This window comes from Streptomyces sp. R35 (assembly GCF_041053035.1).
In the GTDB taxonomy this organism is placed as follows: Bacteria; Actinomycetota; Actinomycetes; order Streptomycetales; family Streptomycetaceae; genus Streptomyces; species Streptomyces lutosisoli.
Genome location: NZ_CP163440.1, coordinates 9,408,342 through 9,434,244 on the forward strand (window position 1 = coordinate 9,408,342; position 25,903 = coordinate 9,434,244).

23 protein-coding genes and 1 pseudogene are annotated in these 25,903 nt (G+C 70.9%); 7 read left to right on the forward strand and 17 right to left on the reverse strand.

Annotated elements, in window-relative coordinates; all coding sequences use genetic code 11:
- Positions 1-3: 3 nt before the first annotated feature.
- The 6 genes from AB5J50_RS42295 to AB5J50_RS42320 form a co-directional block, all read right to left on the reverse strand.
- Positions 4-795, reverse strand: coding sequence for an ABC transporter ATP-binding protein (locus AB5J50_RS42295; RefSeq protein WP_369263904.1), 792 nt, complete (start codon positions 793-795; stop codon positions 4-6).
- A complete protein-coding gene (locus tag AB5J50_RS42300) occupies positions 792-3,524 on the reverse strand; it encodes an ATP-binding cassette domain-containing protein (RefSeq protein ID WP_369263905.1) in 2,733 nt (910 codons plus the stop codon). The genes AB5J50_RS42295 and AB5J50_RS42300 overlap by 4 nt, the downstream gene beginning before the upstream one ends.
- 22 nt (positions 3,525-3,546) lie before the next feature.
- Complete coding sequence (locus AB5J50_RS42305; protein ID WP_369263906.1) at positions 3,547-4,803, reverse strand: ABC transporter substrate-binding protein; 1,257 nt, start codon at positions 4,801-4,803, stop codon at positions 3,547-3,549.
- A 97-nt stretch (positions 4,804-4,900) separates the two neighbouring features.
- Positions 4,901-6,727, reverse strand: coding sequence for a long-chain fatty acid--CoA ligase (locus tag AB5J50_RS42310; RefSeq protein WP_369263907.1), 1,827 nt, complete (start codon positions 6,725-6,727; stop codon positions 4,901-4,903).
- 204 nt (positions 6,728-6,931) lie between these two features.
- Positions 6,932-7,324 (reverse strand): hypothetical protein, encoded by a 393-nt coding sequence (locus AB5J50_RS42315; RefSeq protein WP_369263908.1) that lies wholly within the window; start codon positions 7,322-7,324, stop codon positions 6,932-6,934.
- Positions 7,325-7,511: 187 nt separating this feature from the next.
- Positions 7,512-8,999, reverse strand: a complete 1,488-nt coding sequence (locus tag AB5J50_RS42320) for an MFS transporter (RefSeq protein ID WP_369263909.1) — start codon at positions 8,997-8,999, stop codon at positions 7,512-7,514.
- A 112-nt stretch (positions 9,000-9,111) separates the two neighbouring features.
- On the opposite strand from AB5J50_RS42320, the gene AB5J50_RS42325 reads away from it, so the two are divergent.
- Positions 9,112-10,092 (forward strand): Lrp/AsnC family transcriptional regulator, encoded by a 981-nt coding sequence (locus tag AB5J50_RS42325; RefSeq protein ID WP_369263910.1) that lies wholly within the window; start codon positions 9,112-9,114, stop codon positions 10,090-10,092.
- Here AB5J50_RS42325 and AB5J50_RS42330 read toward each other — a convergent pair.
- Positions 10,089-10,976 (reverse strand): LysR substrate-binding domain-containing protein, encoded by an 888-nt coding sequence (locus AB5J50_RS42330; RefSeq protein WP_369263911.1) that lies wholly within the window; start codon positions 10,974-10,976, stop codon positions 10,089-10,091. The two genes, AB5J50_RS42325 and AB5J50_RS42330, sit on opposite strands and share 4 nt — an antisense overlap.
- Positions 10,977-11,112: 136 nt before the next feature.
- On the opposite strand from AB5J50_RS42330, the gene AB5J50_RS42335 reads away from it, so the two are divergent.
- Positions 11,113-12,171, forward strand: a complete 1,059-nt coding sequence (locus AB5J50_RS42335; protein WP_369263912.1) for a bile acid:sodium symporter family protein — start codon at positions 11,113-11,115, stop codon at positions 12,169-12,171.
- Here AB5J50_RS42335 and AB5J50_RS42340 read toward each other — a convergent pair.
- The 5 genes from AB5J50_RS42340 to AB5J50_RS42360 all read right to left on the reverse strand — a co-directional run bounded on the left by AB5J50_RS42340 (position 12,104) and on the right by AB5J50_RS42360 (position 17,556).
- Positions 12,104-13,342: a DUF4185 domain-containing protein gene (locus AB5J50_RS42340; RefSeq protein ID WP_369263913.1), complete on the reverse strand. Its 1,239-nt coding sequence runs from the start codon at positions 13,340-13,342 to the stop codon at positions 12,104-12,106. The two genes, AB5J50_RS42335 and AB5J50_RS42340, sit on opposite strands and share 68 nt — an antisense overlap.
- 10 nt (positions 13,343-13,352) lie before the next feature.
- Positions 13,353-15,290, reverse strand: a complete 1,938-nt coding sequence (locus tag AB5J50_RS42345) for an exo-alpha-sialidase (protein ID WP_369263914.1) — start codon at positions 15,288-15,290, stop codon at positions 13,353-13,355.
- A 124-nt stretch (positions 15,291-15,414) separates the two neighbouring features.
- Positions 15,415-16,188, reverse strand: coding sequence for a collagen-like protein (locus AB5J50_RS42350; RefSeq protein ID WP_369263915.1), 774 nt, complete (start codon positions 16,186-16,188; stop codon positions 15,415-15,417).
- Positions 16,185-16,457 carry a hypothetical protein gene (locus tag AB5J50_RS42355; protein ID WP_327433340.1) on the reverse strand — a complete coding sequence of 91 codons (273 nt, stop codon included), beginning with the start codon at positions 16,455-16,457 and terminating at the stop codon, positions 16,185-16,187. The genes AB5J50_RS42350 and AB5J50_RS42355 overlap by 4 nt, the downstream gene beginning before the upstream one ends.
- 181 nt (positions 16,458-16,638) lie before the next feature.
- Positions 16,639-17,556 (reverse strand): zinc-binding alcohol dehydrogenase family protein, encoded by a 918-nt coding sequence (locus AB5J50_RS42360; RefSeq protein WP_369263916.1) that lies wholly within the window; start codon positions 17,554-17,556, stop codon positions 16,639-16,641.
- A gap of 92 nt (positions 17,557-17,648) precedes the next feature.
- Here AB5J50_RS42360 and AB5J50_RS42365 point away from each other — a divergent pair, with 92 nt between their 5' ends.
- Both AB5J50_RS42365 and AB5J50_RS42370 read left to right on the forward strand, forming a co-directional pair.
- Positions 17,649-18,083 (forward strand): MarR family winged helix-turn-helix transcriptional regulator, encoded by a 435-nt coding sequence (locus AB5J50_RS42365; RefSeq protein WP_369263917.1) that lies wholly within the window; start codon positions 17,649-17,651, stop codon positions 18,081-18,083.
- A gap of 19 nt (positions 18,084-18,102) precedes the next feature.
- Positions 18,103-18,645, forward strand: coding sequence for an isochorismatase family protein (locus tag AB5J50_RS42370; RefSeq protein ID WP_369263918.1), 543 nt, complete (start codon positions 18,103-18,105; stop codon positions 18,643-18,645).
- Between the two features lie 150 nt (positions 18,646-18,795).
- On the opposite strand, the gene fdhD is transcribed toward AB5J50_RS42370, so the two are convergent.
- The 4 genes and pseudogenes from fdhD to AB5J50_RS42390 all read right to left on the reverse strand — a co-directional run bounded on the left by fdhD (position 18,796) and on the right by AB5J50_RS42390 (position 20,957).
- Positions 18,796-19,659 carry a formate dehydrogenase accessory sulfurtransferase FdhD gene (gene fdhD / locus AB5J50_RS42375; RefSeq protein ID WP_327433344.1) on the reverse strand — a complete coding sequence of 288 codons (864 nt, stop codon included), beginning with the start codon at positions 19,657-19,659 and terminating at the stop codon, positions 18,796-18,798.
- Between the two features lie 7 nt (positions 19,660-19,666).
- Positions 19,667-19,804: pseudogene (locus tag AB5J50_RS42380) on the reverse strand (Fe-S-binding domain-containing protein); the annotation flags it as partial.
- Positions 19,756-19,989 carry a hypothetical protein gene (locus AB5J50_RS42385; protein ID WP_369265770.1) on the reverse strand — a complete coding sequence of 78 codons (234 nt, stop codon included), beginning with the start codon at positions 19,987-19,989 and terminating at the stop codon, positions 19,756-19,758. The pseudogene AB5J50_RS42380 and the gene AB5J50_RS42385, both read right to left, overlap by 49 nt.
- Positions 19,986-20,957 (reverse strand): 2-dehydropantoate 2-reductase, encoded by a 972-nt coding sequence (locus AB5J50_RS42390; RefSeq protein WP_369263919.1) that lies wholly within the window; start codon positions 20,955-20,957, stop codon positions 19,986-19,988. The genes AB5J50_RS42385 and AB5J50_RS42390 overlap by 4 nt, the downstream gene beginning before the upstream one ends.
- A gap of 255 nt (positions 20,958-21,212) precedes the next feature.
- On the opposite strand from AB5J50_RS42390, the gene AB5J50_RS42395 reads away from it, so the two are divergent.
- The 3 genes from AB5J50_RS42395 (at position 21,213) to AB5J50_RS42405 (ending at position 24,573) form a co-directional block, all read left to right on the forward strand.
- Positions 21,213-22,544: an OFA family MFS transporter gene (locus AB5J50_RS42395; protein WP_327433346.1), complete on the forward strand. Its 1,332-nt coding sequence runs from the start codon at positions 21,213-21,215 to the stop codon at positions 22,542-22,544.
- Between the two features lie 260 nt (positions 22,545-22,804).
- On the forward strand, positions 22,805-23,752 hold the full coding sequence (locus AB5J50_RS42400; protein WP_369263920.1) for a beta-ketoacyl-ACP synthase III: 948 nt from the start codon (positions 22,805-22,807) through the stop codon (positions 23,750-23,752).
- Positions 23,753-23,898: 146 nt separating this feature from the next.
- Positions 23,899-24,573: a GntR family transcriptional regulator gene (locus tag AB5J50_RS42405; protein WP_369263921.1), complete on the forward strand. Its 675-nt coding sequence runs from the start codon at positions 23,899-23,901 to the stop codon at positions 24,571-24,573.
- 29 nt (positions 24,574-24,602) lie between these two features.
- Here the strand turns inward: AB5J50_RS42405 and AB5J50_RS42410 are convergent, their stop codons facing one another.
- A complete protein-coding gene (locus tag AB5J50_RS42410; protein WP_369263922.1) occupies positions 24,603-25,826 on the reverse strand; it encodes a low temperature requirement protein A in 1,224 nt (407 codons plus the stop codon).
- Between the last annotated feature and the right edge of the window lie 77 nt (positions 25,827-25,903).

Consider the following 25,903-nt stretch of genomic DNA (forward strand, 5'->3'; position numbering starts at 1 on the left):
CGGTCACTGAGCGGGCGCGGTGCCGAGGTACGCGTCGGTGACCTTCGGGTCGGCGCGCACCTCGGCCGGCGTGCCCTCGGCGAGGACGTGGCCGAGGTCGAGGACGACGACGCGGGTGCAGAGTTCCATGACGAAGGCGACGTTGTGCTCGACGAGGAGGACCGCGCACCGTTCCTCAACTGTCAGATGACGGATGACAGACAGCAGATGACCACTCTCACTGTCTGTCATTCCACTCGCGGGTTCGTCCAGCAGCAACACCCTGGGCGGATCCGCGACCGCACGCGCCAGCTCCACCATGCGGGCCCGGCCCACCGGGAGCGCCCCGGCGTACGAGGTACCGATGTCGCCCAGCCCGCACTCGCGCAGCACGGCCGCCGCACGCTCCCGACGGCTCCTCTCGTACGCACGCCTGGTCGGCGCCGCCAGCAGATCCGCCGCGAGGCCGCCGCCGCCCCCGCGCCACTCCTGGGCGACGACCAGGTTGTCGGCCACCGTGAGCTGGCCGAACAGCTGTTGCCGCTGGAAGGTGCGGCGCATGCCGTGGCGGGCGCGCCAGACGGGGGAGCGGCGGGTGATGTCCGCGCCGTCGAGGAGGACGCGGCCGTCGTCGGGGCGGCGGATGCCCGACAGGGCGTCGAAGAGGGTGGTCTTTCCGGCGCCGTTGGGTCCGATGAGTCCGCACACCTCGCCGGGGCGCAGGGCGAGGTCCACTCCGTCGAGGGCGCGGACGCCGCCGAAGCGGACACCGATGCCGACGGCTTCGAGCACCGGAGCAACTGGAGCGTCCGTCATGGCCGCACCATCCCTCCGGGCCAGCGGCCTGGTTGTCCGGAACCTTCGGGACCTCCGGCACCTTCGGGCGCTCCTGATGCGCTCCCGGCCGCGATCCCCAGGTAGGCCTCCGCCAGCCGGTCCGCCTCCACCTCCTCGCGCGGGCCGCACCACGTCACCCGCCCCTGGGTGAGATACGCGACCCTGGAGGCGATCCCGAGGACCTCGGTGGCCTTCTCCTCGACCAGCAGCAGTGCCGTGCCCGCCCGCTTCAGTTCGGTCAGCAGCCGGAACACCTCCTCGACCACGCGCGGGGCGAGGCCGAGGGAGGGCTCGTCCGCGATCAGTACCTTCGGCGGGCGCTGGAGGAGCGGCGCGAGCGCGAGCATTTGCTGCTCGCCGCCGGACAGCGAGCCGGCGAGGACGCCACGGCGTGCCGCGAGGCCGGGGAAGCGGGCGTACACGGCGTCGCGTTCGTCCTTGGCGCGCAGATGCAGGGCGAGGTTCTCCTCGATGGTGAGGGACGGGAAGATCCCGCGTCCTTCGGGCGCCAGGACGATCCCCGCCCGGGACCGTCGGACGGCCCGCTCGCGCGTGGCGTCGCGCCCGGCGACGTACACCTGGCCGGTGAGCGGGGTCAGCAGCCCGGCGGCGACGCGGCACGCGGTCGTCTTTCCGGCGCCGTTCGGGCCGAGGAGGGCGAGGATCTCGCCGGGGCGGACGGCGAGGTCGACGCCGTGGAGGACGGGGGCTCCGTCGTATCCGGCGTGGACGGCGCGGAGTTCGAGGGCCACTTCGGGGGATGACGCCGAAGGCGCCTCGGCGGGTGTTCGGGGTGCCGTCGTCGTGCGCCTGCGGTGCAGCCGGGTGGACACGGCTGCCGCGTACCCGTCCGGGTCATTGGCCAGCGCCAGCCCCGCCAGGCCGAACAGGAGCACCGGCAGATGGACGGACTCGGTGACGTAGTCCGACAGCAGATGCGGTACGACGGCGTAGACGAGCCCCGCGACCACCGCGAACTGGGGGCGGCGCACCCCGGCCGCCACCACGACCGCGAGCCAGATCAGCCCCGTCATCGCGGTGAAGTCGGTCGCGGTGATGCGCGTGCTGTACGACGCGTACATGACGCCGCCGAAGCCCGCGAGCCCGGCCGACAGCGTGAACAGCATGAGCTGGGTGCGGATCACCGACACGCCGGACGCCATCGCCGCCGCCGGAGCCGAGCGGACCGCGAGCATCGCGCGCCCGGACGGCGAGTCGCGCAGCGCGCTGAGCGCCGCCACGGCCAGCGCGACGAGCACGATCATCGCCACGCCCATCGCGCGGTCGTCGCCAAGATCCACTGGGCCGAGGACCGGCCGCGGTATCGCCCAGCCCGTGTCCCCGTTCCTCAACCAGCCCATCTGGAACAGGACTTGGTCGGCGAGGAAGGCCAGCGCGAGGGTCGCCAGGGCCAGCGAGCGTCCGCCGAGCCGCAGTGCCGGCAGCGCCACCAGAGCGCCCAGCACCGCCGCCGCGCACGTCCCCACCGCGGCAGCCGCCACGAACGGCCAGCCATGGCTCATCAGCAGCCCGGCCACCAGCGCCGCGCCCGTCACGAACGTCGCCTGCGCCAGGGACACCATCGCGCCGAGCCCCGTCACCACGGTGAACGAGACGAACACCAGGGACAGGGCGAGCCCTTGGGCGAGAAGACCGCTCCAGAAGGGGGTCGTGACCGTGTAGAGCGCGAGGGCGAGCAGCAGTCCGGCCGCCGTCCAGGGGCCCCAGCGCCGTACCCACGACCGTCCCGCCAGATAGTCCACCGGCGGTGCGTCCGTGGCCGCCGTGCCCGCGGTCCGCTGCCGTCGGGTCAGCACCAGCAGCCCGGCGAAGAGGATCAGGAACGGAACGGCCGTACGGAAACCGGTGATCCGCTCGGCGAACGTCGCATACCCGGCGACCAGGTTCTGCAGCACCCCGAGTCCGAGGCCGCCGGCGAAGGCGAGCGGAACGGAGGCGAAGCGGCCGAGGACCGCGGCCGTCGCCGAGACGAAGAGGAAGAGGGTGAAGTCATGGGCGGACAGGCCGAGAAGAGGGGTGGCGAGGACGCCCGCGAGACCGGCGAGCGCCGACGACAGCATCCACGCGATCGACGACAGCCGGTCCGCGCTCATCCCGCGCAGCTCCACGAGGGAGCGATTGTCCACCGAAGCCCGGAGTTTGAGGCCCAGCGGCGTGTGCCGCATCAGGATCCACAGACCGACGGCGACCACGGCGGTCGCGACCCACGTGATCAACTGATCGGAGTCGACGCCGACTCCGTCCATCAGCTGCCACGACTTCGCGGGGCTCGACCCGACCCCCGGAAGCCCGAACTGGTTCTCGGCGGGTTTGACGGACACCCCCGCGTCCTCAAGGAGCTCCACGATCCACAGCCCCAGCGCGGGCAGCGCCACCAACAACCCTATGGTGGCGACGATTTGGGCCGTCTCGCCGACCCGCGCCAGTTTGCGGAACATCAGCCGGTCCAGGCCCCAGCCCAGCGCGGGCGCCATCACGCACACCAGCAGCACGGCCGTCGGCACGGCGGGCCAGCCGAGGCCCGAGTGCAGCTCGTAGAAGGCGAGCGCGCACAGGTAAGCGGTGGCTCCGTGCGCGAAGTTGAACAGTCCCGAAGCCGAGTAGGACAGCACGAGCCCGGTCGCGAGCAGGGCGTACAGCGCGCCCGACACCAGTCCGCTCAGCACGAACCCCAGCAGGTCCGACATCCCGAACCCCCTCCCTGTACGGCTACTTGAAGGGAATGGGCGGGTAGCACGTGAAGGGCGCCGACACCACGTACTTGCCGTCCTTGAGCTGGACGAGCGCCCCGCAGCCGAACGACTGCTTCTGCCCCTTGGGCTCGGCGCGGTCGCCGACCATCGTGCCTGTGTCGGAGAACGCTCCCGCCGCCTTCTGGAAGGACGCCACCGTCAGGTCCTTGCCCGCCTTCCCGGCGATGGCGAGGAAGAGGTCGGCGCTCATGTACCCGGTCATCATGTGCATATTGAGCGGGACATCCTTCCCGGCCGCCTTCTTGATGTCCTCCTTGAACTGCCGCATCGCCGCGCTGTCCTGCTCGAACGGCTGGAACGACAGCAGGATGTGCACTCCGTCGAGCGCCTGCTTCGTCGCGCTCTTGGCGAGCAGCGAGGGGTCGTAGTCGGTGGGATCGGTGAGCACACCGTCGTACCCGGCGCGCTTGAGTGCGGTGAACAGGCCGATGTTGTACGGGGTCTGCATCACGGAGACCACGGCGTCGGGGGCCTTGCCGCCGTTGCTGCGCAGGATCTCCTTCGTGTACGCCGACCAGTCGCTCGGGACGGTGCCCGCGGGGACGGAGGACTTCGCGAACGTCACCTTGTAGCCCGCCGAGGCGAAGCTCTGCTTGTAGGTGCGGATGGCGAAGGTGCCGGCGTCGCTGTCGTTGGCCAGGATCGCCACGGACTTGCCCTGCGAGCCGCCCGTCACCTTCTTGAGCCCTTCCGGCCAGGTCTGCGAGATCGTGCCGCCGGGCATCGGCACCATGCAGCCGCCGAAGCCGTAGATGTAGGTGGGCCCGCAGAAGGAGGGGAGGGTGCCCCAGCCGAAGGTCGGCACCTTCTGCTGCTGGAGGAAATCCGACCCCGAGAAGGTGGTCGAACTCATCGGCGCGATCGCGAACACCTTGTCCTGCTGGACGAGTTTGCGTGCCGCCGCGAGGTTCTTGGCCGGGTCCTGGCCGTCGTCCTCGGCACCGAGGTAGTCGATCTTGCGGCCGTTGACCCCGCCCTCCGCGTTCGCCCGGTCGAAGCGGGCCTTAGCGCCGAGGTCGGTGTCCTTCTTCGAGTACCCGGTGGCGGTCGTCATCGAGACGATCCCGCCCACCTTGATGGAGTCGTCGGTCACCCCGCGTACGGAGCTTCCCGCCTTGTCCGAACTGCCGCCGCCGGAAGCCGAGTTGCAGGCGGTGGTGGCGAGCAGCAGCGCGGCCACGGCAGCGGTCATGGTGCGAATCGGGCGCGACACGTCGGTCCCCCTCCGTCGGGTGACCGAAAGTCTCGGTTGAATCTGACGACCCGTCAATATCTGACGCGTTGGTAAGTGATGAGCCGTCAGATGTGACTCACGCCCGGTACAGCGCCTCGACCTCCGCCGAGTACGCCTTCTCGATCGCCTTCCGCTTCAGCTTCAGCGAAGGCGTCAGCAGCCCGTGCTCCTCGGTGAACTGGTGGGCCAGTATCCGGAACGTACGGATCGACTCGGCCTGCGAGACCAGCGTGTTCGCGGCCACCACCGCACGCCGCACCTCGGTCTCCAGATCGGTGTCACGGACCAGATCGGCGGGGGACAGCTGCGGCTTGCCGCGCATCTGGAGCCAGTGCTCGACGGCCTCGGAGTCGAGGGTGACGAGCGCCGCGATGTACGGCCGGTCGTTGCCGACCACGATGCACTGGGCGACCAGCGGATGGTCGCGCACCCGCTCCTCCAGGACGCCCGGCGAGACACTCTTGCCGCCGGAGGTCACCAGGATCTCCTTCTTGCGGCCGGTGATGGTGAGATAGCCGTCCTCGTCGAGGGAGCCCAGGTCACCGGTGGCGAGCCAGCCGTCGTGCAGGGTCGCGTCGGTCGCCTTCTGGTTGTTGAGGTACCCCTGGAAGACGTTCTCGCCGCGCAGCCAGATCTCCCCGTCGTCCGCAATGTGCACCGTGGTGCCCGGGATCGCCTGACCGACGGAGCCGAACCGGGTGCGCTCGGGCGGATTGGCGGTCGCGGCCGCCGTGGACTCGGTGAGCCCGTACCCCTCGTAGATGAAGACACCCGCGCCCGCGAAGAACAGCCCGAGCCGCCGGTCCATCGCCGAGCCGCCCGACATCGCGTGCTTGACCCGGCCGCCCATCGCGGCGCGCACCTTGGAGTAGACGAGCTTGTCGAACAGCTGGTGCTGCATGCGCAGGCTCGCCGAGGGGCCTGGCCCGATGCCCCAGGCCTTCTCCTCGACCGCGTCCGCGTAGCGCACGGCGACCTCGACGGCTTTTTCGAAGGGGCCCGACCTGCCCTCCTTCTCGGCCTTGCGGCGGGCCGCGTTGAAGACCTTCTCGAAGATGTACGGCACCGCCAGGAAGAACGTCGGCTGGAACGCGGCCAGGTCCGGCAGCAGGGCGGCCGCGTTCAGCTGCGGCTGGTGCCCGAACTTGACCTTCCCGCGGACCGCGGCGACCTGCACCATCCGCCCGAAGACGTGGGCGAGCGGCAGGAACAGCAGCGTGGCTGCCTCGTCGCCCCGCTTGGAGTGGAAGACGGGCTCCCAGCGGGCGATGACGGTGTCCGCCTCGAACATGAAGTTGGCGTGCGAGATGACACAGCCCTTGGGGCGCCCGGTGGTGCCGGAGGTGTAGATGATCGTCGCGGTCGACTCGGGCGTGACCGCGCGCCGGTGCCGGTGGACCACCTCGTCGTCGATGTGCGCGCCCGCCTCGTACAGCTCCTGGACGGCGCCCACGTCGAGCTGCCACAGCTTGTGCAGCTGCGGAAGCCGCTCGACGACCGTGGCGATCGTCATCGCGTGGTCCTCGTGCTCCACCATCACCGCTGACACCTGGGCGTCGTGCAGCATCCAGAAGACCTGTTCGGCGGAGGAGGTCGGGTATACGGGGACGACCTGGGCGCCGATCGTCCACAGCGCGAAGTCGAAGAGCGTCCACTCGTAGCGCGTACGGCACATGATCGCGACCCGGTCCCCGAACCGGATCCCCTGGGCGAGCAGGCCCTTGGCGAGTGCGAGCACCTCGTCGCGGAACTCCGCGGACGTCACATCGCGCCACTGCTCCTGTTCGTCCTTGCGGCCGAGGGCGATGCGCAGCGGGTCTTCGAGGGCATGGTCGAAGACGACGTCGGCCAAGCCGCCCACCGGCGGCGCCGACGCCAACGGAGGGTTGGTGAACTCGCGCAATCCCGCTCCTTGTGGCGCTCCGCACAGCGCCGTGAAAGCTACCCCACCGGGCCGCCGGGCGGGAGGGGGGTCGGAGCGCCGGGGGTCGTGGCATCCGCACAGGTCAGTCGAGGAAATGCCCGCACAAGGGGAAGGGCCGGACAGAATCTCTTACGGTTCCGTAAGTTTCGGGCCCGTAATCTCCACGGAATCTGTACGACGCGGTTACGCCGCGAAGTGCGCGTGGCGCCGGTACATGGACCGTACGTTTTCCACTGGGACTGGCCCGGGAGAGGGCACCAGAGCCGTTGACACGGGGCCGGGAACAGCTCCGAGTGCGAGGTAGAGACCCTCCGCCGAGTCGAACCAGCGCAGCCGCCAGTTCCGCTCGCGCGCCCGACGTTCGATGAGGTGCGCGTACGAGGTGAAGCCCAGGCCTTGGATCCGCCGCACCTCCTTCCGCGCCGCCGCGGAGGTGGCGGCGCGCCGGAGGTCGTCGGCCCAGCGCCGGTCGTACGCGGGGCGGTACACCAGCCAGGGCACCGGCTGCTCCGGGCTCGCGGTGAAGGCACTCGACTTGTTGGCGAGCAGCAGGGGGCCGTCACATAGTTGCCCCACGACTGGTCGTGCTCCGGGCCGCCCGAGATGAGACGTCCGTAGATACATGCCAGACACGCCCTTCTGCCGACCCCAGCCTGCTGGACCCACCGGCCGGCGGGCCAGGGACGGAAGTGCAGCCTCAGGTGCACCACGGTCCCGGGCCCCCGGGGCCGGCTCCGCGACACCACCGCCCCTGGCCTGGTGCTCAACTCCGCGGCCCCGCCGCCTCCTTGACCGGCTCGGCCGCCGGGCTCGGCGTCGCCGCCCGCGGTGTCCGTACCAGCGTCAGCACCAGCGCACCGGCGATCATCCCCGTCACACCCGCGGCCAGCGTCGCCGTGTTCAGCCCCGACGCGAACGCGGCCCGCAGGGCGTGTTCCGAGAGGGTTCCGCGCAGCGCGCCCGCGCCGCCGCCCGCCAGGGTGTGGGCCGCGTCGTGCGACAGTGTGTCCTGCATACGGGAGGTCAGGACCGTGCCGAAGACGGCCACCCCGAGCGCGTACCCGAGCTGGCGGACCGTGTTGACCGCGCCGCCCGCCATGCCCGCCCGCTCCGGCGGTACCGCGGCGAGCGCGGCGCCCGCGATCGCGGGGGAGACGAACCCGGTGCCGATCCCCACCAGCACCAGGCCCGGCACCAGCACCGTCCAGCTCGCGCCCGCGTCCAGTACGGCCTGGCACAGGGCGCCCGAGCCGATCAGCAGCAGTCCGCCGCCTATCGTCAGCCGTGCCGGAACCCCGTGCAGCAGTTTCCCGGCGAGGATCGCCACCACCACCGACGCGCCGGTCAGCGGCAGCAGGGTGAGGCCGCCGCGTACCGGGCTCATGCCCAGCACCGTCTGCATCCAGATCGAGACGTACGGCAGCACTCCGAACGCCACCCCGTTGAAGGCCAGCGCGCCCGTCATCACGCCGATGAACGCCGGCTTGCGCAGCAGCGACAGGTCCAGCAGCGGATACGCCGCCCGACGCTCGACGGCGACGAAGGCGGCGAGCGCGAGCGCCGCCACGGCGAAGGACACCGCCGTCACCGCCGAACCCCAGCCTTCCGCCCCGGCCTTCACCACTCCATACGTCGTCGCCCCCGCGAAGCACGCGAACGTCGCCGTGCCCGCCCAGTCGACGCGCATCCCGCGCGGACCGCGCGACTCCGGCACCACCTTCAGCGTCAGCCACACCGACGCCACGCTCACCGGCAGGTTCACGAAGAAGATCCACCGCCAGCCGGGCCCCTCGGTGAGCAGCCCGCCGAGCACCGGTCCGACGGCCGCCGCACCGCCGCTCACCGCGCCCCACACCCCGAGCGCCGCCGACCGCTGCCGTCCCTGGTAGACCGAACCCAGCAGAGGCAGCGTCGTCGCGAACATCGCCGCCGCGCCCACACCTTGCAGCCCCCGCGCGGCCACCAGCATCCCGGGCCCCGACGCGAGCCCGCACAGCAGCGACGCCACCGCGAACAGCACGACGCCCGCCACATGCACCCGGCGCCTGCCGAGGATGTCGGCCGCCGCCCCGATGCCCAGCAGCAGCGCGGCGAGCGCGAGCGCGTACCCGTCGATCACCCACTGCAGATCACTCAGCGTCGCGTGCAGCGCCCGTGCCATGTCCGGCAGCGCGACGACGGCGATCGTCACGTCCAGCAACAGCATGAACGTCCCCAGGCACACCGCCGTGAGCGGCCCCCATGTACGCATGTCCTCAACTCCTTGTGCCACGGATGCGTATGCCTCCGTACGATGAGGTCGCACTGGATGATCGCGGTGGTCTCCGGCATCCGATCGACGGAATCCGACAAGGGCAGGCCCCATGGAGATGGAATCCCACACCTTCGACCAGCTGGATCTCCAGCTGCTGGCCGCGCTGGAGGCGAACGGCCGGGCGCCCTTCAGCCGGATCGCGGAGGTGCTCGGGGTCTCCGACCAGACGATCGCGCGGCGCTTCCGCAGGCTGTGCGCCGAGGGCGGGCTTCGCGTCGTCGCCGTCCGCGATGCCCAACGGCTGGGCCAGGACCACTGGATGCTGCGGCTGCGCTGCGCGCCCGACAGCGCCGAGGCCATCGCGGAGGCGCTGGCCAAGCGCCCCGACACCGCCTGGATCGGGCTTGCCTCGGGCGGTACCGAGGTGGTCTGCATGACACGCCCCCGCAGCCCCGGTGACCACGACGACCTGCTGCTCGGCAAGCTCCCGCGCACCCCGAGCATCATGGAGATCCGCGCGCACCAGCTGCTGTACCGCTTCTACGGCGGACCCGACGGCTGGCTCGGCAAATTCGCCGCGCTGACGGACGATCAGATCGACGCGCTGCGGCCCGAGTTGCCCCGAGCGACCGGCCCCGCCCGGATCGACCCCGAGGACGAGCCGCTGGTCGCCGCCCTCGAACGCGACGGGCGCGCCACCTACCCCGAGCTGCAACGCGCCACCGGCCGCTCCGAGTCCGCCGTCAAACGCCGGCTGGCCGGGCTGATCGCCTCCGGCGCCCTGTACATCGACGTCGAGTACCACTCCGAGACCCTCGGCTACGCCGTCGCCGCCTGCCTGTGGATCACGGCCGCCCCCGCCGCCCTGCACTCCGTCGGCGAGGCCCTCGCCACCCACGACGAGATCGCCTTCGCCTCCGCGACGGCGGGCCCCTCCAACATCGTCGTGACCGCCGTCGCCCGCGACACGGCCGGCCTCTACGCCTACCTGAGCGGCCGCCTCGGCAGCCTCGACGGCGTCCAGTACGTCGAGACGACACCGTTCCTGCGCCGGGTCAAGCAACTGACGTACACGAAGCCGTCCCGCTAGGCCCTGTCGGCCTGGCCCCGCTGCCCCCGGTGCAGCCGGTCCCCGGCCCCGAGGATCGCCGCCGCCAGTGCGTCCGCCGCCTCCTGCGCGGACGTACGCCGCCGTCCGTGCACCAGGACGAAGTCGACCTCGCCGAGTTCCGGCAGCCCCGCCCGCTCCGGCACCTGGACCAGCCCCGGCGGGACGAATCCCCGTGAGTGGGCCATGACGCCCAGGCCGGCGCGGGCGGCGGCGATGAGGCCGTTGAGGCTGCCGCTGGTGCAGGCGATGCGCCACGGGCGGCCCTGGCGTTCCAGGGCTTCGAGGGCGAGGGCGCGGGTGATGCCCGGGGGCGGGTAGGCGATCAGGGGGACCGGGCGGTCGGGGTCCAGGCGCAGCCGTTCCGCGCCGATCCACACCAGGCTGTCGTGCCAGACCAGCTCGCCGCGCGGGTCCTCGGGCCGCCGCTTGGCCAGCACCAGGTCGAGCTTTCCCGCCGCGAGCTGCTCGTGGAGCGTGCCGGACAGCTCGACCGTCAGCTCCAGGTCCACCTCGGGATGGTCGTACCGGAAGCCCTCCAGGATCTCCGGCAGCCGGGTCAGGACGAAGTCCTCGGACGCGCCGAAGCGCAGCCGGCCGCGCAGCCGCGTCCCCGTGAAGAACGCCGTCGCCTGCTCCTGCACCTCCAGGATCCGGCGCGCGAAGCCGAGCATCGCCTCGCCGTCCTCCGTCAGCTCCACGGAGTGCGTGTCCCGTGCGAAGAGCTGGCGTCCGCAGGCGTCCTCAAGGCGGCGCACATGCTGGCTGACCGTGGACTGGCGCAGCCCGAGCCGGCGGGCGGCCTGGGTGAAGCTCAGGGTCTGGGCCACCGCCAGGAACGTACGCAGCTGCGAAGGGTCGTACATGGTTTCAGGTTATCGCGCATCGTGATGACAGTCAGAGCGGTGAAACGGATTCCCGATCGCGGTTCCGGAGAGGACGATGGAGAGGGCACGACCCGCCCCGGAACGATCACCTTCGACAAGCGAGCAGTGGAGCACCGTGAAACGCCTGCAGTGGCCGAGTTGGATGCCGATCGACCCGTACATCCTGCTGTTGCTCGGGACAGTGGGCCTCGCGGCCCTCTTCCCGGCGCGGGGTACGGGCGCCGACGTGGCGTCCGGCGCCTCCACGGCCGGGATCGCCTTCCTCTTCTTCCTCTACGGGGCCCGGCTCTCCACCCGTGAGGCGCTGGAGGGGCTCAAGCACTGGCGGCTCCACGGCACGGTCCTGGCCTGCACCTTCGTGATCTTCCCGCTGCTCGGCCTGGCCGCGCGCGGCCTTGAGCCGGTGTTCCTCACGCACAACCTCTACACCGGCCTCCTCTTCCTCACGCTCGTCCCGTCGACCATCCAGTCGTCGATCGCGTTCACCTCGATAGCGCGCGGCAACGTGCCCGCCGCGATCTGCGCGGGCTCCTTCTCCTCCCTCGCGGGCATTGTCATCACCCCGCTGCTCGCGGCGGCTCTGCTCGGCAACAGCGGTGGCGGTTTCTCCGCCGACTCACTCGTCAAGATCGTGCTCCAGCTGCTGGTGCCGTTCATGGCCGGGCAGGTACTGCGCCCCTGGATCGGCGGCTTCATCACCCGGCACAAGAAGGTCCTCGGATACGTCGACCGCGGCTCGATCCTGCTCGTCGTCTACACCGCGTTCAGCGAGGGCATGGTGCAGGGCATCTGGCATCAGGTCAGCCCCGTCAGGCTGGCCGGACTCCTGGTCGTCGAGGCCGTGCTGCTGGCCGTGATGCTCGCGCTCACCTGGTACGGCTCGAAGGCCCTGAACTTCCACCGGGAGGACCGGATCGCGATCCAGTTCGCCGGGTCGAAGAAGTCCCTGGCCTCCGGACTCCCCATGGCCAGCGTGCTGTTCGGCGCGCACGCCTCGCTCGCCGTGCTCCCGCTGATGCTCTTCCACCAGATGCAGCTCATGGTGTGCGCGGTCATCGCCAAGCGCCGCGCCCACGACCCCGAGGCGGCCGAGGCCGCCGAAACGGCTACGACCCCGGTCCCGCCAGCCGCAGAGTCACGAATCGCGGTCGGTACAGGGACACGTTCCGGCTGACATTCGTCTGCGCCGAGACACCCGTCGCGTCCAGCCAGTTGACGTCGTAGCTGAGCACGAGCCGGTCCCCGTGGCTCAGCTCCGTATGCATCTGCGGGTTGTACGCCGCCACGTCGCCCTGGGGGAGCGACGGGCTGAAGCCGCGGGTGGGCCCGTGCCAGGGCCCGGTCGGCGAGCACGCCCAGTACGACGTGATCGTCGTCAGCCCCGCGGTGCCGGCGGCCATGGTGAACAGGACGTAGGTGCCGCCGTCGTGCACCACCGTGAACGCGCTGCCCACACCCGTGCGCTGTCCGTCCCCGAGCACCGGCGCCGGACGCGCCCGTACCGCCCACCCAGAGCCGTCCCAGTACTCCCAGGCCCCCGGCTCGGCGAGCCTGCCGCGCGGCACCCGCGCGACGTACGCCTTCGAGACGGGACGCGAGGCGGCCTGACCGTCGTCACCGCCGAAGACGTACGTCCACTCGCCCGCGTCGACCATCGAGGTGCCGAACAGCACCCGCCGGGAGGCGTCCGCGACGAGCCGCTGGTCGAGGACCGTGCTGATGCCTTCGAGGCGCAGGTCGGGCAGGGAGAGCGTGGCCACCTCGGTGGCGGTGGGCACGCCGTAGATCCAGGGGGCCTGGCCCGCCGTGCGGGTCCACAGCAGGACGCGTACGACCTTCTCCGGCGAGCCGGGGGCGCGGGGCTCGACGCGGGCCGCGACCGGCCAGCGCCACTGCTGCGGCCCCGGGTCCGGGAACACGGGCGCGGGAAGCGTGGACTGCAGACGGCCCTCGCGGGACATCACGACAGCCGAGTTGCGCACCAGGGGCGCGCTCACGTCACGCCAGGCATACGACTCGCCGACCGGGTTCGGTGGCCCGTGCACCAGGCCGAGATAGGTGTCCGAGAACAGCCACAGCACCCGCCCGTCCGGCAGCCGCACGGAGTGGGTGCCGTCGCCGCCGGTCCAGTCGTCGGTGCGGGAGGCGTCGTCTCCGTACCGGGCGAACTCGCCGGTGAGCCTCGCGTCGGCGGACCAGGACCTGAGCGTACGGGCCGTGCACGCGCCGCCGCCCTCCCGGTCATGGTCCGGAAGGGCGGTGAGCAGCACGGCCGCGCAGACCAGGGCCAGCAGGATGCCGAGCCCGGTCTGGTTCTGCCGTCGTGCTCGTGCGTCGTCGGGCACGGACGGGACGTTAGTGGCCTTTGCTCACATGGTCCATGGGGAGCCACAGGACGGTGTCCCGGGTCACGTTCCGGGAGGGCTCCGCGGACAACTCCTCGTCGCTCAACGCCCGGTCATAGACCCGTACGTCGTCGATGGATCCGGTGAAATACGCCCGGCTGTCGAGCCGTTGACCGATGTGCACCCCGAACGGCGAGTTCCGGCTGACCGATCCGGGCACGTCGGCCGTACTGACCGTCGTCCCGTCGACGAACAGCGTCAGCTGCCCGCCGCCACGGCGCAGCGCCAGATGATGCCACTGGCCGTCGTTGTACGAGCCCGTGGTGCGCACGGACGCCGACGTGGGCGCCGCCGCGCCGTTCCTGGTGGTGATCAGCCCGGTGATCCTGTTGGACGCGGGCTCGCCGCGCAGCCACACCTGCGGCTGCGACGTCCCGATCCCGCCCATCCACAGCAGCGGCTGCTCACCAGTGGTGGCGGTATAGCGGAACCACAGCGACGCCGTGAAGTCCTTCGTCCCGAGCGGGAGTTGGTCCTGATACGGCAGTCGTACGGCGTCGTCGGTGCCGTCGAACGCGAGCGCGCCGCCGGACACGCCGTCCGTCTCCTGGGCGCCGCCGAGGACCGCGGCCCGCTCGGTGCCCGGAGCGAGGTCGGCCGTGGTCGGATCGGGGCCACGACGTGGCGTCAGCCAGTCCTCGGTGAAGCGGGCGAAGCGGATCTCGTCGCGCGCGTCGACCGCGCCGCCCTCGTACAGCAGGCCCACCGTGTCGCCGTCGACGCGGACCATGTCCGAGTAGCCGGACCAGTCCGTGGTGACGACCGTGCCGCGGTCCACGCTCTCCCAGGTCCGTCCACCGTCGTACGAGGAGCGGATCATCATGGTCCGGCGGCGGTCCGGGTCACCGGGGCAGGCCAGCAGTATCCGGTCGCCGAGGCGCAGCGACGAGCCCTGGACCTGGGGTGCGTAGAGGTCCGGGAGGTCGCGGAAGGAGCCCGTGAAGCTGTCGCCGCCGTCGCGGCTGACGGCCTGGGTGCGGTGGCCGAGGTCGGTGCCGTCCTGTTCCCGCCCGCTGACGAGGACGGATCCGTCGAGGCGTTCCGTGAGCGTCATCTCGGAGGGCTTCTGCCGGAAGGTGCCGTCGTCGGCGATGGGCCACGAGTCGGTCGCGCCGATGTCCCAGTGGTCGCCGCCGTCGTCACTGGTGATCAGCGCGGCGTTGTTCGTGGTGACCCTACTGCCGTCCCACGTCTCGGTGTTGACGCCGAAGACGAGCCGTCCAGCGTGCCTGCCCCGCGTCAGCTGGATGCCGTGCACGGGCCCGGTGGCATACCAGGAGTTCCAGTTCGCCGGGAGGATCTCGTCGCTCAGGTCGCGCGGCTGCGACCAGGTCAGTCCGTCGTCGTCGCTGTACTGAAGGTGCGGGGTGCGGTTGCAGGGGACGGAACAACTCGCGCTGTCCGTACGGCCCTTGTTGTACGTCTCCGCCAGCAGGATGCGGCCGGTCTCGCGGTCCACGATGGGCGCGGGGTTGCCGTGCGTGTCGCCGCCGCCGTCGTTGACGACCTGGAGAGGGCCCCAGGTGCGCCCGCCGTCGGTGGAGCGCTTGACCACGATGTCGATGTCGGCCGCGTCACCGCAGTTGAGGACGCGGCCTTCGGCGAACGCCAGCAGCGTGCCCTCGGTCGTCTTCACGACGGCCGGGATGCGGAAGCAGGCGTAGCCCGGATCCTGGGAGGCCTTGAAGAGCACCTGCTGCTCGAACTCGCCTACCGCGGAAGCCTGTTCGGCCCCTGCCGGGCTGGGCAGTGCGAGCAGTGCGGCGGTGGTGAGAACGGCGGTGAGGGTGAGACGGACTCGGCGAGTCGATCCGAGGCGTGCGCGGAGCGTGGCTCTCAGACGTGCGCGGAGGGTGGATCTGAGGCGTGCGCGGAGACTTGACGGCATGGTGCGACCTGCCCTTCATGCGGCTGGGCAATCCGGAGACTCTGGACATCCCACGTCCAACGTTCGCGTCGCAGACGCTACTTGGGCTCTCAGATGCCCCACAAGAAGCGTGCATCGGTCATGTTCACGCCAGATCTCGCCGACGCCGCAGGGGCAGCGGCACCGGAAGTACGGCCGCGGTCTGGGGAGTCGGTGTCGCGCCCGCGCCGCCCTTGCGGCACACCAGGGCGTCCGGGTCGTTCGCCGGCACCTGGAGCGTGTAGCCGTCCGGGCAGGCGGGTCCGGGGTCACCCTGGGGGCCGGGCGGGCCGGGGTCACCCTTGTCGCCGGGGTCGCCCTTGTCACCCTTCGTGCCCGAGGTGCCCGATGACCCCGGCACCCCCTGGGGGCCCGGCGCACCCTGGATGCCCTGCTCTCCGGGCGGTCCCACCGGGCCGGGAAGGCCGTCCGTGCCCGGTGCTCCCGAGGGGCCCGGCGATCCGGAGACACCGGTGGGGCCGGTGGGACCGACGGGACCGGGTACACCGCGTGCTCCGCGCTGCCCGGTGGCACCCGTCCTGCCGCCCGCGCCCCGCTCGCCCTTGGCCCCGGGTTCTCCCGGCGCTCCGGCGGGCACGCGCACCCGGTCCACGAGGTTGTCCACTGCCTCGGAGGGGTCCGGGGCCGCGGGGGTGCCGCCGCCGGCCCGCACCTGCGCGCGCAGTGCGCGTACGTCCTGCGCCAGCGTGGACAGCGCCTTGCCGCGCCGGTCCGCCTCCGAGCGCAGTTCCTCCGCCTTGCGGTCTCCGGCGTCGATGCGCGCCCACAGGATCACCGCGACACCGGAGAGGGCGATCAGCACGCAGACGAGGAAGATGCTGCGCCAGCGCAGGGCGAGCAGCCGCTGGAACCCGTTCACGGCGCACCTCCTAGACGGTGGATGTCGAGGCGCAGCCGGGCGATCTCCGACTGGTCCGCCGCGTGCAGCGAGGACAACTCGGTGATACGCGTGTCGCGTTCCGCGACCTGGCGTTCAAGGCGGTCGCGCTCGGACTGCAGCTTGTCGGTAAGACTGGAGAAACCGTTCAGGGCGTTCTCGCCCCGCTTTCCCAAGTACGCCACGACGGCCGCGCCCAGCACGCCCGCGCAGGCCAATAACGAGCCGAGCAGGGTGGTGCCGGCATCCAAGTAACTGCCTCCTACCCGGACGACGGGCCGCGCGGACGTGGCCCGATGGAACTCGCCAGGAGTAACGAGCCCGGCGCCGCGGGGTTGTGTGCCCTACGCCTCGTACCCCGGATGGGTGGTGACGGGATATCAGAGGCTGACCGCATTACCCGCCCCTCACCCCGCCCCGCCCTTGCCCGGGTCAGGGGCTCAGTACCACCTTGCCGAGGTTGCCCCGCGACTCGATCGCGTCGTGCGCCTTCGCGGCGTCCTCCAGCGCGAACTCCCCGTGCACGGCGGGCTTCAGCGCACCGTCCGTGAACAGCCGCCACAGTTCCTGCCGCCACCGCTCGTACAGCTCCGGCTCCCCGCGGGCGATCCGCGCCATCTGGAATCCGATCACCGACTTGGCGCCCACCAGCAGGTCGTACGCCTGTACAGTCCCGCCGCCCGAGCTGTACGCGATCAGCCTCCCGCCCGGCGTCAGCGCGGCGACGGCCGGGGTGAGCAGGTCGCCGCCGACCGCGTCGAGGACGTAGTCGACGGGGGTGCCCCAGTCGCCACTGTCGTACGTGATCACCTCGTCGGCGCCGAGAGCGCGTACGAACTCCGCCTTCCCGGGGGCGGACACCGCACCGACGACACGCGACGCGCCCCGCAGCCGGGCGAGTTGGACGGCGAGATGGCCGACCCCGCCGGCCGCCGCCGTGACGAGTGCCGACTCACCGCGGACGGGGCGCGCCGCTTCCAGGGTGCCGAGCGCGACCAGCCCGCTGCGGACGAGGGCGACGGCGTCGACGGCGCTCGCGCTCCCGGGGACGGGTGTGGCCATGGCCTCGTGCAGGAGTGCGTAGTCGGCGTACCCGTGCCCGAAGCAGAGCCCGGTGACACGGTCGCCCGCCCGGAAGCGGGTGACACCCTCACCCGCGGCGACGACCTCCCCGGCGATCTCGCCGCCGAGCGGGATCGGCTCGGCCGCCTCGGTCACCTTGCGTACGACGGGGAGGGTCACGCCGATCGCCTCGGCGCGGACCAGCAGCTCGCCGGGCCCGGCGGTGGGCACGGGGACGTCTTCCAGGAACAGCGGGCCGCCGGTGTGCTCGTAGCGGACGCGACGCATCGCACCTCCAGGGGTGTCTAAAGTCGTTGGGAGTCCCAACGGTATCGGGAGATTCGTTGGGAAGTCCAACGGTTATTCGCTACCCTGGCGGCATGTCCGCCCCCCTGTCCGCGATCCGCGCCCTCCCCAGCTGGCTCCTCGGCCGGGCCGCCGCCCGCGGTCGCGCCCTCGTCGCCGAGGCCCTGGCCGCCGAGGGCATGAAGATGTGGCACCACGTGGCGCTCTCCGCCGTCTCCGACCTCGGCCCCGTCGCCCAGGCCGAGCTGGGCCGCGGCATTCAGCTCGACCCGAAGGATCTCGTCGGCGTCCTCAACGACCTTCAGGCCGCGGGTCTGGTCGTCCGCGAACCGGACCCGAGGGACCGCCGCAAGAACGCGGTGTCGATCACCGAGGAGGGTGCCCGGCTGCTCAAGCGCTGCGAGAAGGCGGGCCGTGAGGCGAACGAGGTCCTGATGGCCCCGCTCTCTGCCGCCGAACGTGAGCAGTTCATGGGCTTGTTGATCCGGATTTCCGGTACGGACGGCTGACGCAAGCTAACGTTCCGTCATGACCGCACCTGAAGCCGAACCCCGGCCCGCCCTCGACCCCGCGCGAACGGCCCTCGTGCTCGTCGACCTGATGGACCGCATCGTCGCGCTGCCCCTGGCACCCCGTACAGGCACCGAAGTCCTCTCCACGGCCGAGGAGTTGGCGGTGGCTTTCCGGAAGGCGGGCGCGCTGGTCGTCCTCATCCGGGTCGAGCGGCCCGGTGTCGCCGAACAGCCGTCCGGCAGCGGACTCGCCGCCGGACTCGCGGCGGAGGGCGACATCGAGATCGTGAAGCGCACCATCGGCGGCTTCCAGGGCACCGGCCTCGACGAGCGGCTGCGCGAACACGGCATCACCACGCTCGTCTTCGGCGGGATCGCCACCAACCTGGGCGTCGAGTCGACCGCCCGCGCCGCCGGCGACCTCGGCTACGACCTCGTCTTCGCCGAGGACGCCATGTCCGCGTTCACCGCCGCCGAACACGACGCTTCCGTGCGCCTGGACTTCCCGCGCCTGGGCACGGTGGTGACGGCGGCGCAGGTGCGCTTGGGCGTGGGCTGATCGACGACACCACCACGCGCCGGTAGGCGCACATTGATGCAGCTGCGCCCCGGAGGCGAACCGAGCCTTCAAAAGAACAGCGGGGCCCGTCCGGCGCAGGGGGCGCTCCCCGCCGTTCGGGCCCCCGCCGCCGTGACGCGGGGGAGCCGGTCAGCCCTGGGCGGCCGCGGCCCGCAGGGCTATGCGGTGCTCACCCGCGTACACGTTCATGGAGGCGCCGCGCAGGAAGCCGACCAGGGTCAGGCCTGTCTCCGCCGCCAGGTCGACCGCCAGGGACGACGGGGCCGAGACCGCCGCGAGCACCGGGATGCCCGCCATCACCGCCTTCTGCGCCAGCTCGAAGGAGGCCCGCCCCGAGACCAGCAGGACCGTCCGGGAGAGCGGGAGCGTGCCGTTCTGCAGGGCACGGCCGACCAGCTTGTCCACCGCGTTGTGCCGGCCCACGTCCTCACGTATGTCGACCAGCTCGCCCTCCTCCGTGAACAGCGCGGCCGCGTGCAGGCCCCCGGTCCGGTCGAAGACCCGCTGGGCCGCCCGCAGCCGGTCGGGGAGGCCGGCGAGCAGCTCGGGTTCCAGCCGGACCGGGGGAGTGGTGTCGCCCTTCGTGTCGTCGATCGTCCAGCGGGCCGTCGTCCGGACCGCGTCCAGGCTCGCCTTGCCGCACAGGCCGCAGGAGGACGTCGTGTACACATTGCGTTCGAGCGAGATGTCGGGGATGACGACGCCGGGAGCCGTCCGTACGTCGACGATGTTGTACGTGTTGGAGCCGTCGACGGTGGCGCCCGCGCAATACACGATGTTCTGCAGTTCGTCGGCCTCGCCCAGCACTCCCTCGCTGACCAGGAAGCCCGCGGCGAGCGCGAAGTCGTCGCCCGGCGTGCGCATGGTGATCGCGAGCGATTTGCCGTTGAGGCGGATCTCCAGTGGTTCCTCGGCGACGAGCGTGTCCGGGCGGGTGCTCACGGCCCCGTCCCGGATGCGGATCACCTTGCGTCGTTCCGTGACTCGTCCCATGTCCTGATCAGTCCCGGTTCTGTCCGTGCTGGTGGCCGAAGCGGCCCTTGATGCGGAGGTTGCCGTGGGTCACCGGGTCGTCCGGAGAGGTGACCTTCACGCTCTCATTGTCCTGCACGTGCCGGACGAGGTGGCAGCCCACCCCGGGCCGAGGGCCGCCGGGAGACCGGCGGCCCTCGGTGTGTGACGGGTGCGGTCGCGGGAGTCCATGTGGCCCGTGATCTTCACGGCACGTGCGAACTTCTGCGCCGCGTAGCGCACTTCGGTGGTCGCGCGGGTGCCCGCGACCATCCCGAAGGCGCCGCAGCCCTCCGGGCCGGGTGTCCTCATGCCGCGGTCCGCAGCGCGAGCAGATCCGAGATGGCATGGACGGTACGGAGCGTCGGCACCGGAACCTCGGTGATCTCCGCCAGTTCCACGACGGCCGCGAGCAGCACGTCGAGTTCGAGCGGCTTGCCGCGCTCCAGGTCCTGGAGCGTGGAGGTGCGGTGGTCGCCGACGCGCTCGGCACCGGCAAGGCGCCGCTCGATGGACACGCCCACCTTGCAGCCGAGGGCCTCGGCGACGGCGAGCGTCTCGGTCATCATGATCTCGATGACCTTGCGCGTGCCGCCGTGCAGGCACATCTGCCGCATCGTGGCGCGGGCCAGCGCGCTGATCGGGTTGAAGGAGATGTTGCCGAGCAGTTTGAGCCAGATGTCGTTGCGCAGGTCCTGTTCGACCGGGCATTTGAGACCGCCCGTCTGCATGGCCTCGCTGAACGCCTGGCAGCGCGCGGAGCGGGAGCGGTCGGGTTCGCCGATGGAGAACCGGGTGCCTTCGAGATGACGTACGACTCCTGGTCCTTCGAGCTCGGTCGCGGCGTACACGACACACCCGATCGCACGTTCGGGCGCGAGCACCGCACTGACCGTGCCGTCCGGGTCCACACTCTCGATCCGGTGGCCGTCGTGCGGGCCGCCGTGCCGGTGGAAGTACCACCAGGGGATGCCGTTCTGGGCGGCGATCACCGCCGTGGTGTCGTGCAGCAAGGGCTCGATCAGCGGCCCGCACGCCGCGTACGAGTTGGCCTTGAGGCCCAGGAACACATAGTCGACCGGACCGATCTCGGCCGGGTCGTCGGTGGCGTGGGCCCGCGCGGTGAAGTCTCCGCGCGGGCTGAGGACTCTTACTCCGTGCTGCCTCATGGCCGCCAGATGCGGTCCACGGGCGACGAGGTGCACATCGGCGCCTGCGCGGTGCAACGCGGCGCCGACGTAGGCGCCGATCGCACCGGCGCCGAGAACTGCGACTTTCACTGTGTGGCGCTCCGTTCGGTCGAGGGTACCGAGGGGCTGCCGAACTCTGTCGACGGAATATTGTCTACAGGATGGAAGGGGTGGCAGCAAGAGGTCGGGCGGTACCCGGGTGGGCTTTTGTGCGGCGATCACGGGACCGTCCGTCTGGCGCCACCGACCGTTCGTCGCGTCAGGGGTACCGCTCATCGCATACGGTCGACCAGTTTCCGCCGTGCGACTTCCCCATCGGACAACCGCTTCCTATCGTTCGGGATCATGAGCCCCCCTGTCGCACCGCCCGGCTGGAGCCGCTGGCTCGTCCCGCCGGCCGCTCTGTCGGTCCATCTCTCCATCGGCCAGGCCTATGCCTGGAGCGTCTACAAACCGCCGCTCGAATCCGCGCTCGACCTCAGCGGAACCCAGAGTGCGCTGCCCTTCCAGCTCGGCATCGTCATGCTCGGCCTGTCGGCCGCGTTCGGCGGGACGCTCGTCGAGCGCAATGGGCCCCGCTGGGCGATGACCGTCGCCCTGATCTGCTTCTCCTCCGGCTTCCTGATCGCCTCGCTCGGCGCCGCCACCGAGCAGTACTGGCTGATCGTCTTCGGCTACGGCTTCGTCGGCGGGATCGGTCTCGGCATCGGCTACATCTCGCCCGTCTCGACCCTGATCAAGTGGTTCCCGGACAGGCCCGGCATGGCCACCGGCATCGCGATCATGGGCTTCGGCGGCGGCGCGCTGATCGCCTCGCCGTGGTCCACACAGATGCTGAAGTCGTTCGGCTCCGACTCCTCCGGGATCGCGAAGGCGTTCCTCGTGCACGGGCTGACGTACGCCGTCTTCATGTCGCTCGGTGTCCTGCTGGTGCGGGTGCCGCGCACCGAGAAGCCGGTCGCGTCCGGCCCCAGCTCGCTGGACGGTGTGCAGGTGTCCGCCCGGAACGCCGTACGCACCCCGCAGTTCTGGTGCCTGTGGGTCGTGCTCTGCATGAACGTGACCGCGGGCATCGGCATCCTGGAGAAGGCCGCCCCGATGATCACGGACTTCTTCGCGGACACCTCCACGCCCGTGTCCGTCTCCGCGGCCGCCGGATTCGTCGCGCTGCTGTCGGCCGCCAACATGGCGGGCCGTATCGGCTGGTCCTCGACGTCCGACCTGATCGGGCGCAAGAACATCTACCGGGTCTATCTCGGGGTCGGCGCGCTGATGTACGCGCTCATCGCCTGGTTCGGGGACTCCTCGAAGCCGCTGTTCATCCTCTGCGCGCTGGTGATCCTCTCGTTCTACGGGGGCGGCTTCGCGACGATCCCCGCCTACCTGAAGGATCTCTTCGGCACCTACCAGGTCGGTGCGATCCACGGCCGGCTGCTCACCGCGTGGTCCACGGCGGGCGTCCTGGGCCCGCTGATCGTCAACTGGATCGCGGACCACCAGGAGGCGGCGGGCAAGCACGGCTCGTCCCTCTACGGCCTCTCGTTCCTGATCATGATCGGCCTGCTCGCCGTCGGCTTCGTCGCCAATGAGCTCGTACGACCCGTCCATGTCCGGCACCACATTCCCGCACCGAGGGAGGCCGTCGATGTCGAACAGCAGCAGCCAGAGTCCGCCTGACCGCAGGCCGTTGATCGTCTTCGCCTGGCTCTGGGTGGGCGCACCGCTTGGTTACGGAGTGTACGAACTTGTACTGAAAGCGAAGCAATTGTTCACAGGGTGATCCAGGCACACGTACGGACGGTGTTCGGGCGTCCGAGGGTCTGACAGAAGCCGACAAGCCTGGCGCCCCTTTCCTGTGGCATCACCTGCCGCCGTACCCGCGAGTCACTGATCAGACTGGTGGATCCCGCTACCCAAGGCAACGAGGGGGACCACTCATGAACGGCTCACGGATCGCCGCCGTCGGCCATTACCAGCCCGCCAAGGTACTCACCAACGAGGACCTGGCGGGCCTGGTCGACACCAACGACGAGTGGATCAGGAGCCGGGTGGGCATCCGCACCCGCCACATCGCCGGGCCCGACGAGCCGGTCGACGAGCTGGCCGCGCACGCCGCCGCCAAGGCACTCGCGGCGGCCGGCCTCGTCCCGGCCGACATCGATCTGGTCCTGGTCGCCACCTCCACGGCCGTCGACCGCTCCCCGAACATGGCCGCCCGGGTCTCCGCCCGCCTCGGCATCCCGTCCCCGGCCGCCATGGACATCAACGTCGTCTGCGCGGGCTTCACGCACGCCCTCGCCACCGCCGACCACACCGTGCGCGCGGGTGCGGCGACCCGGGCGCTGGTGATCGGCGCCGACAAGATGTCCGACGTGACGGACTGGACCGACCGCACGACGTGTGTGCTGGTCGGGGACGGGGCGGGGGCCGCCGTCGTCGAGGCCTGTTCTTCCGGAGAGGAACCCGGCATCGGTCCGGTGCTGTGGGGCTCGGTGCCCGAGATGGGGCACGCGGTGCGCATCGAGGGCACGCCGTCGCGGTTCGCGCAGGAGGGGCAGAGCGTCTACCGCTGGGCGACGACCCAGCTGCCGTCGATCGCGCGCAAGGCCTGCGAGCGCGCGGGCTTCGCCCCCGAGGAGCTCGCCGGGGTCGTGCTGCACCAGGCGAACCTGCGCATCATCGAGCCCCTCGCCGGGAAGATCGGCGCTGTGAACGCCGTCGTCGCGCGGGATGTCACCGACTCGGGGAACACGTCCGCCGCGAGCATCCCGCTCGCCTTCTCCAAGCTCGTCGAGCGCGGGGAGATCTCCTCGGGCGACCCCGTCCTGCTGTTCGGCTTCGGCGGAAACCTGTCGTACGCGGGCCAGGTCGTCCGCTGCCCGTGAGCTGCTCGTACGATCCCTCGCAGGACCCCAAGTGACAAGCCCAACTCCTGTGCCTCCTGGCGTTTGTGCGCCGTAGACTGTAGGCGAAAGACAATTCATAATTGACTTTCCTATCGCGGCGACGGCGCTGCCCAGGAGGGACCGTGATGTTGTCGACAGGACTGCCGCAGGGAGCGGTACCCAAGCTCGAACGGCCCGGCCCGCTGCGTGACCGTGTCTACGAAGCACTGCTCGAACTCATCACCACTCGCGCCCTCCAGCCGGGCCAGCACCTCGTCGAGAGCGAACTCGCCGGGCACCTCGGGGTGTCCCGGCAGCCCGTGCGCGAGGCCCTGCAGCGGCTCAGCACCGAAGGCTGGGTCGATCTGCGGCCCGCCCAGGGCGCGTTCGTGCACGAACCCACCGAGGAGGAGGCGGACCAGCTCCTCACGGTCCGTACGCTCCTGGAGGCCGAAGCCGCCCGGCTCGCCGCCGCCAACGCGGGCAGCGAGGCCATAGCCACGCTCGAAGAGCTGTGCGCGGAGGGCGAGCGGGCGGTCGCCGCCGACGACGTGGACGCCGCGGTCGCGATGAACGCCCGGCTCCACGCCAAGGTCATGGAGCTCGCCGGCAACACGGTCCTCGCCGAGCTCGCCGCGCAGGTCGACCGGCGTGTCCGCTGGTACTACACGCCGGTCGCCCGGCAGCGCGGCCACCAGTCCTGGATCGAGCACCGTGAGCTGATCGCGGCGATCGCGGACCGCGACGAGCAGCGCGCCACAGCCGTCATGCGCGCCCACACGGAACACACGCGGAAGATGTACCACGAGCGGGACAAGTAGCCGGCCGGTTCCTGGAACGGGAGAAACCGTCAGGCCACGGCCGCCGGGGACTCGGCAGCGGGCCGGCACGGTGACCACCGAGCCTCCGCGCCCAGCATCGCCACCAACACCCCGACCAGCGCGAGGAGTTCGACGACCGCCGACAGGCGGATGCCGAGCAGTGCGGTGGCCAGGGCGACGGGCACGGCGGCCGCGCGGTAGCTCACCGGGAAGAGCCGCAGCACCGCGCGGAACGCCACGTCCCCCGCGAGGAAGAGGGCGACCCCGCCCGCGAGCGCGAGGGCCGGACCGGTGTGCAGATGCTCGGTGAGATGCCCGAGCGTCTTCTTCACCCCCGCCGCGAAGTAGGCGATGCCGAGCAGCATGGGCAGGAAGGCGTAGTAGTACGCGTTCATCGCCAGGCGCCAGCGCCGGTCCGGCGCCGTCGCCGTGAACGCGACCTCCGCGCCGTGCTCGTCGCGCACGAAATACGTCCACCACAGCGCGGCGGCCAGCGCGAGAGCGAGGAAGGCCCCGCCGAACAGGTCCGCCGTGAGCGGCAGATTGCCGATGCCGATGCCGATCGCGATGACGGACTCGCCGAACGCGACGATCAGCAGCAGCCCGTGCCGCTCCACGAAGTGGGCCGGGTCGAGAGCGCCCAACTGGGTGCGCAGCCGCGCGGCGTCGCGTCCGTCCCGGCGCCGCGGACCGTGCTCGGCGATGAACGGCGTGACGAACTGCAGCACCAGCGCGAGCAGCCACAGCCCGTCGGCGACGAAGCCGTGGAACAGTCCCGCCGCGGTGACCGACAGTGCGGCCAGGGAGTTCGGCACCGCGTACCAGATGACATCGCGGCCATGGCTGCGGGTGTAGAGCGCGCTGTGCACGAGCACCACGGCCAGGAAACCGAGGCCGAAAACGACTCCGCCGTCGTCGAAGGCGCGCGGGATGGCCAGCGCGCACACCAGGAACGCGCCCATACCCAGCATCAGCAGGAGCCGCCGCGAAGGCCGGTCGGGCGGCACCTGGTTGGTGAGATACGCGTACGCGCCGTACATCCAGAACAGCACCACGAAGATCAGTGCGACGCGCGCCGCCGTCGCGAACGACAGGTCGGCGGTGAGCAGCACGGTGAGCTGGGTGAGGGTGAAGACGAAGACCAGGTCGAAGAAGAGCTCCAGGGTGCTGACCCTGCGCCCTGCCTCGTCAACTGCCGTGTGCCCAGCTGTGTTTGCTGCTGGGTCCTCAGTCCTGTCCGCTGCCGTGTTCATGTGTTCCCCCCGAAACCGATCGATGCCCAGATCGTATGCGGCCTCCGCGGCTGATTGCAGACCTCGCTTTGTCCTGT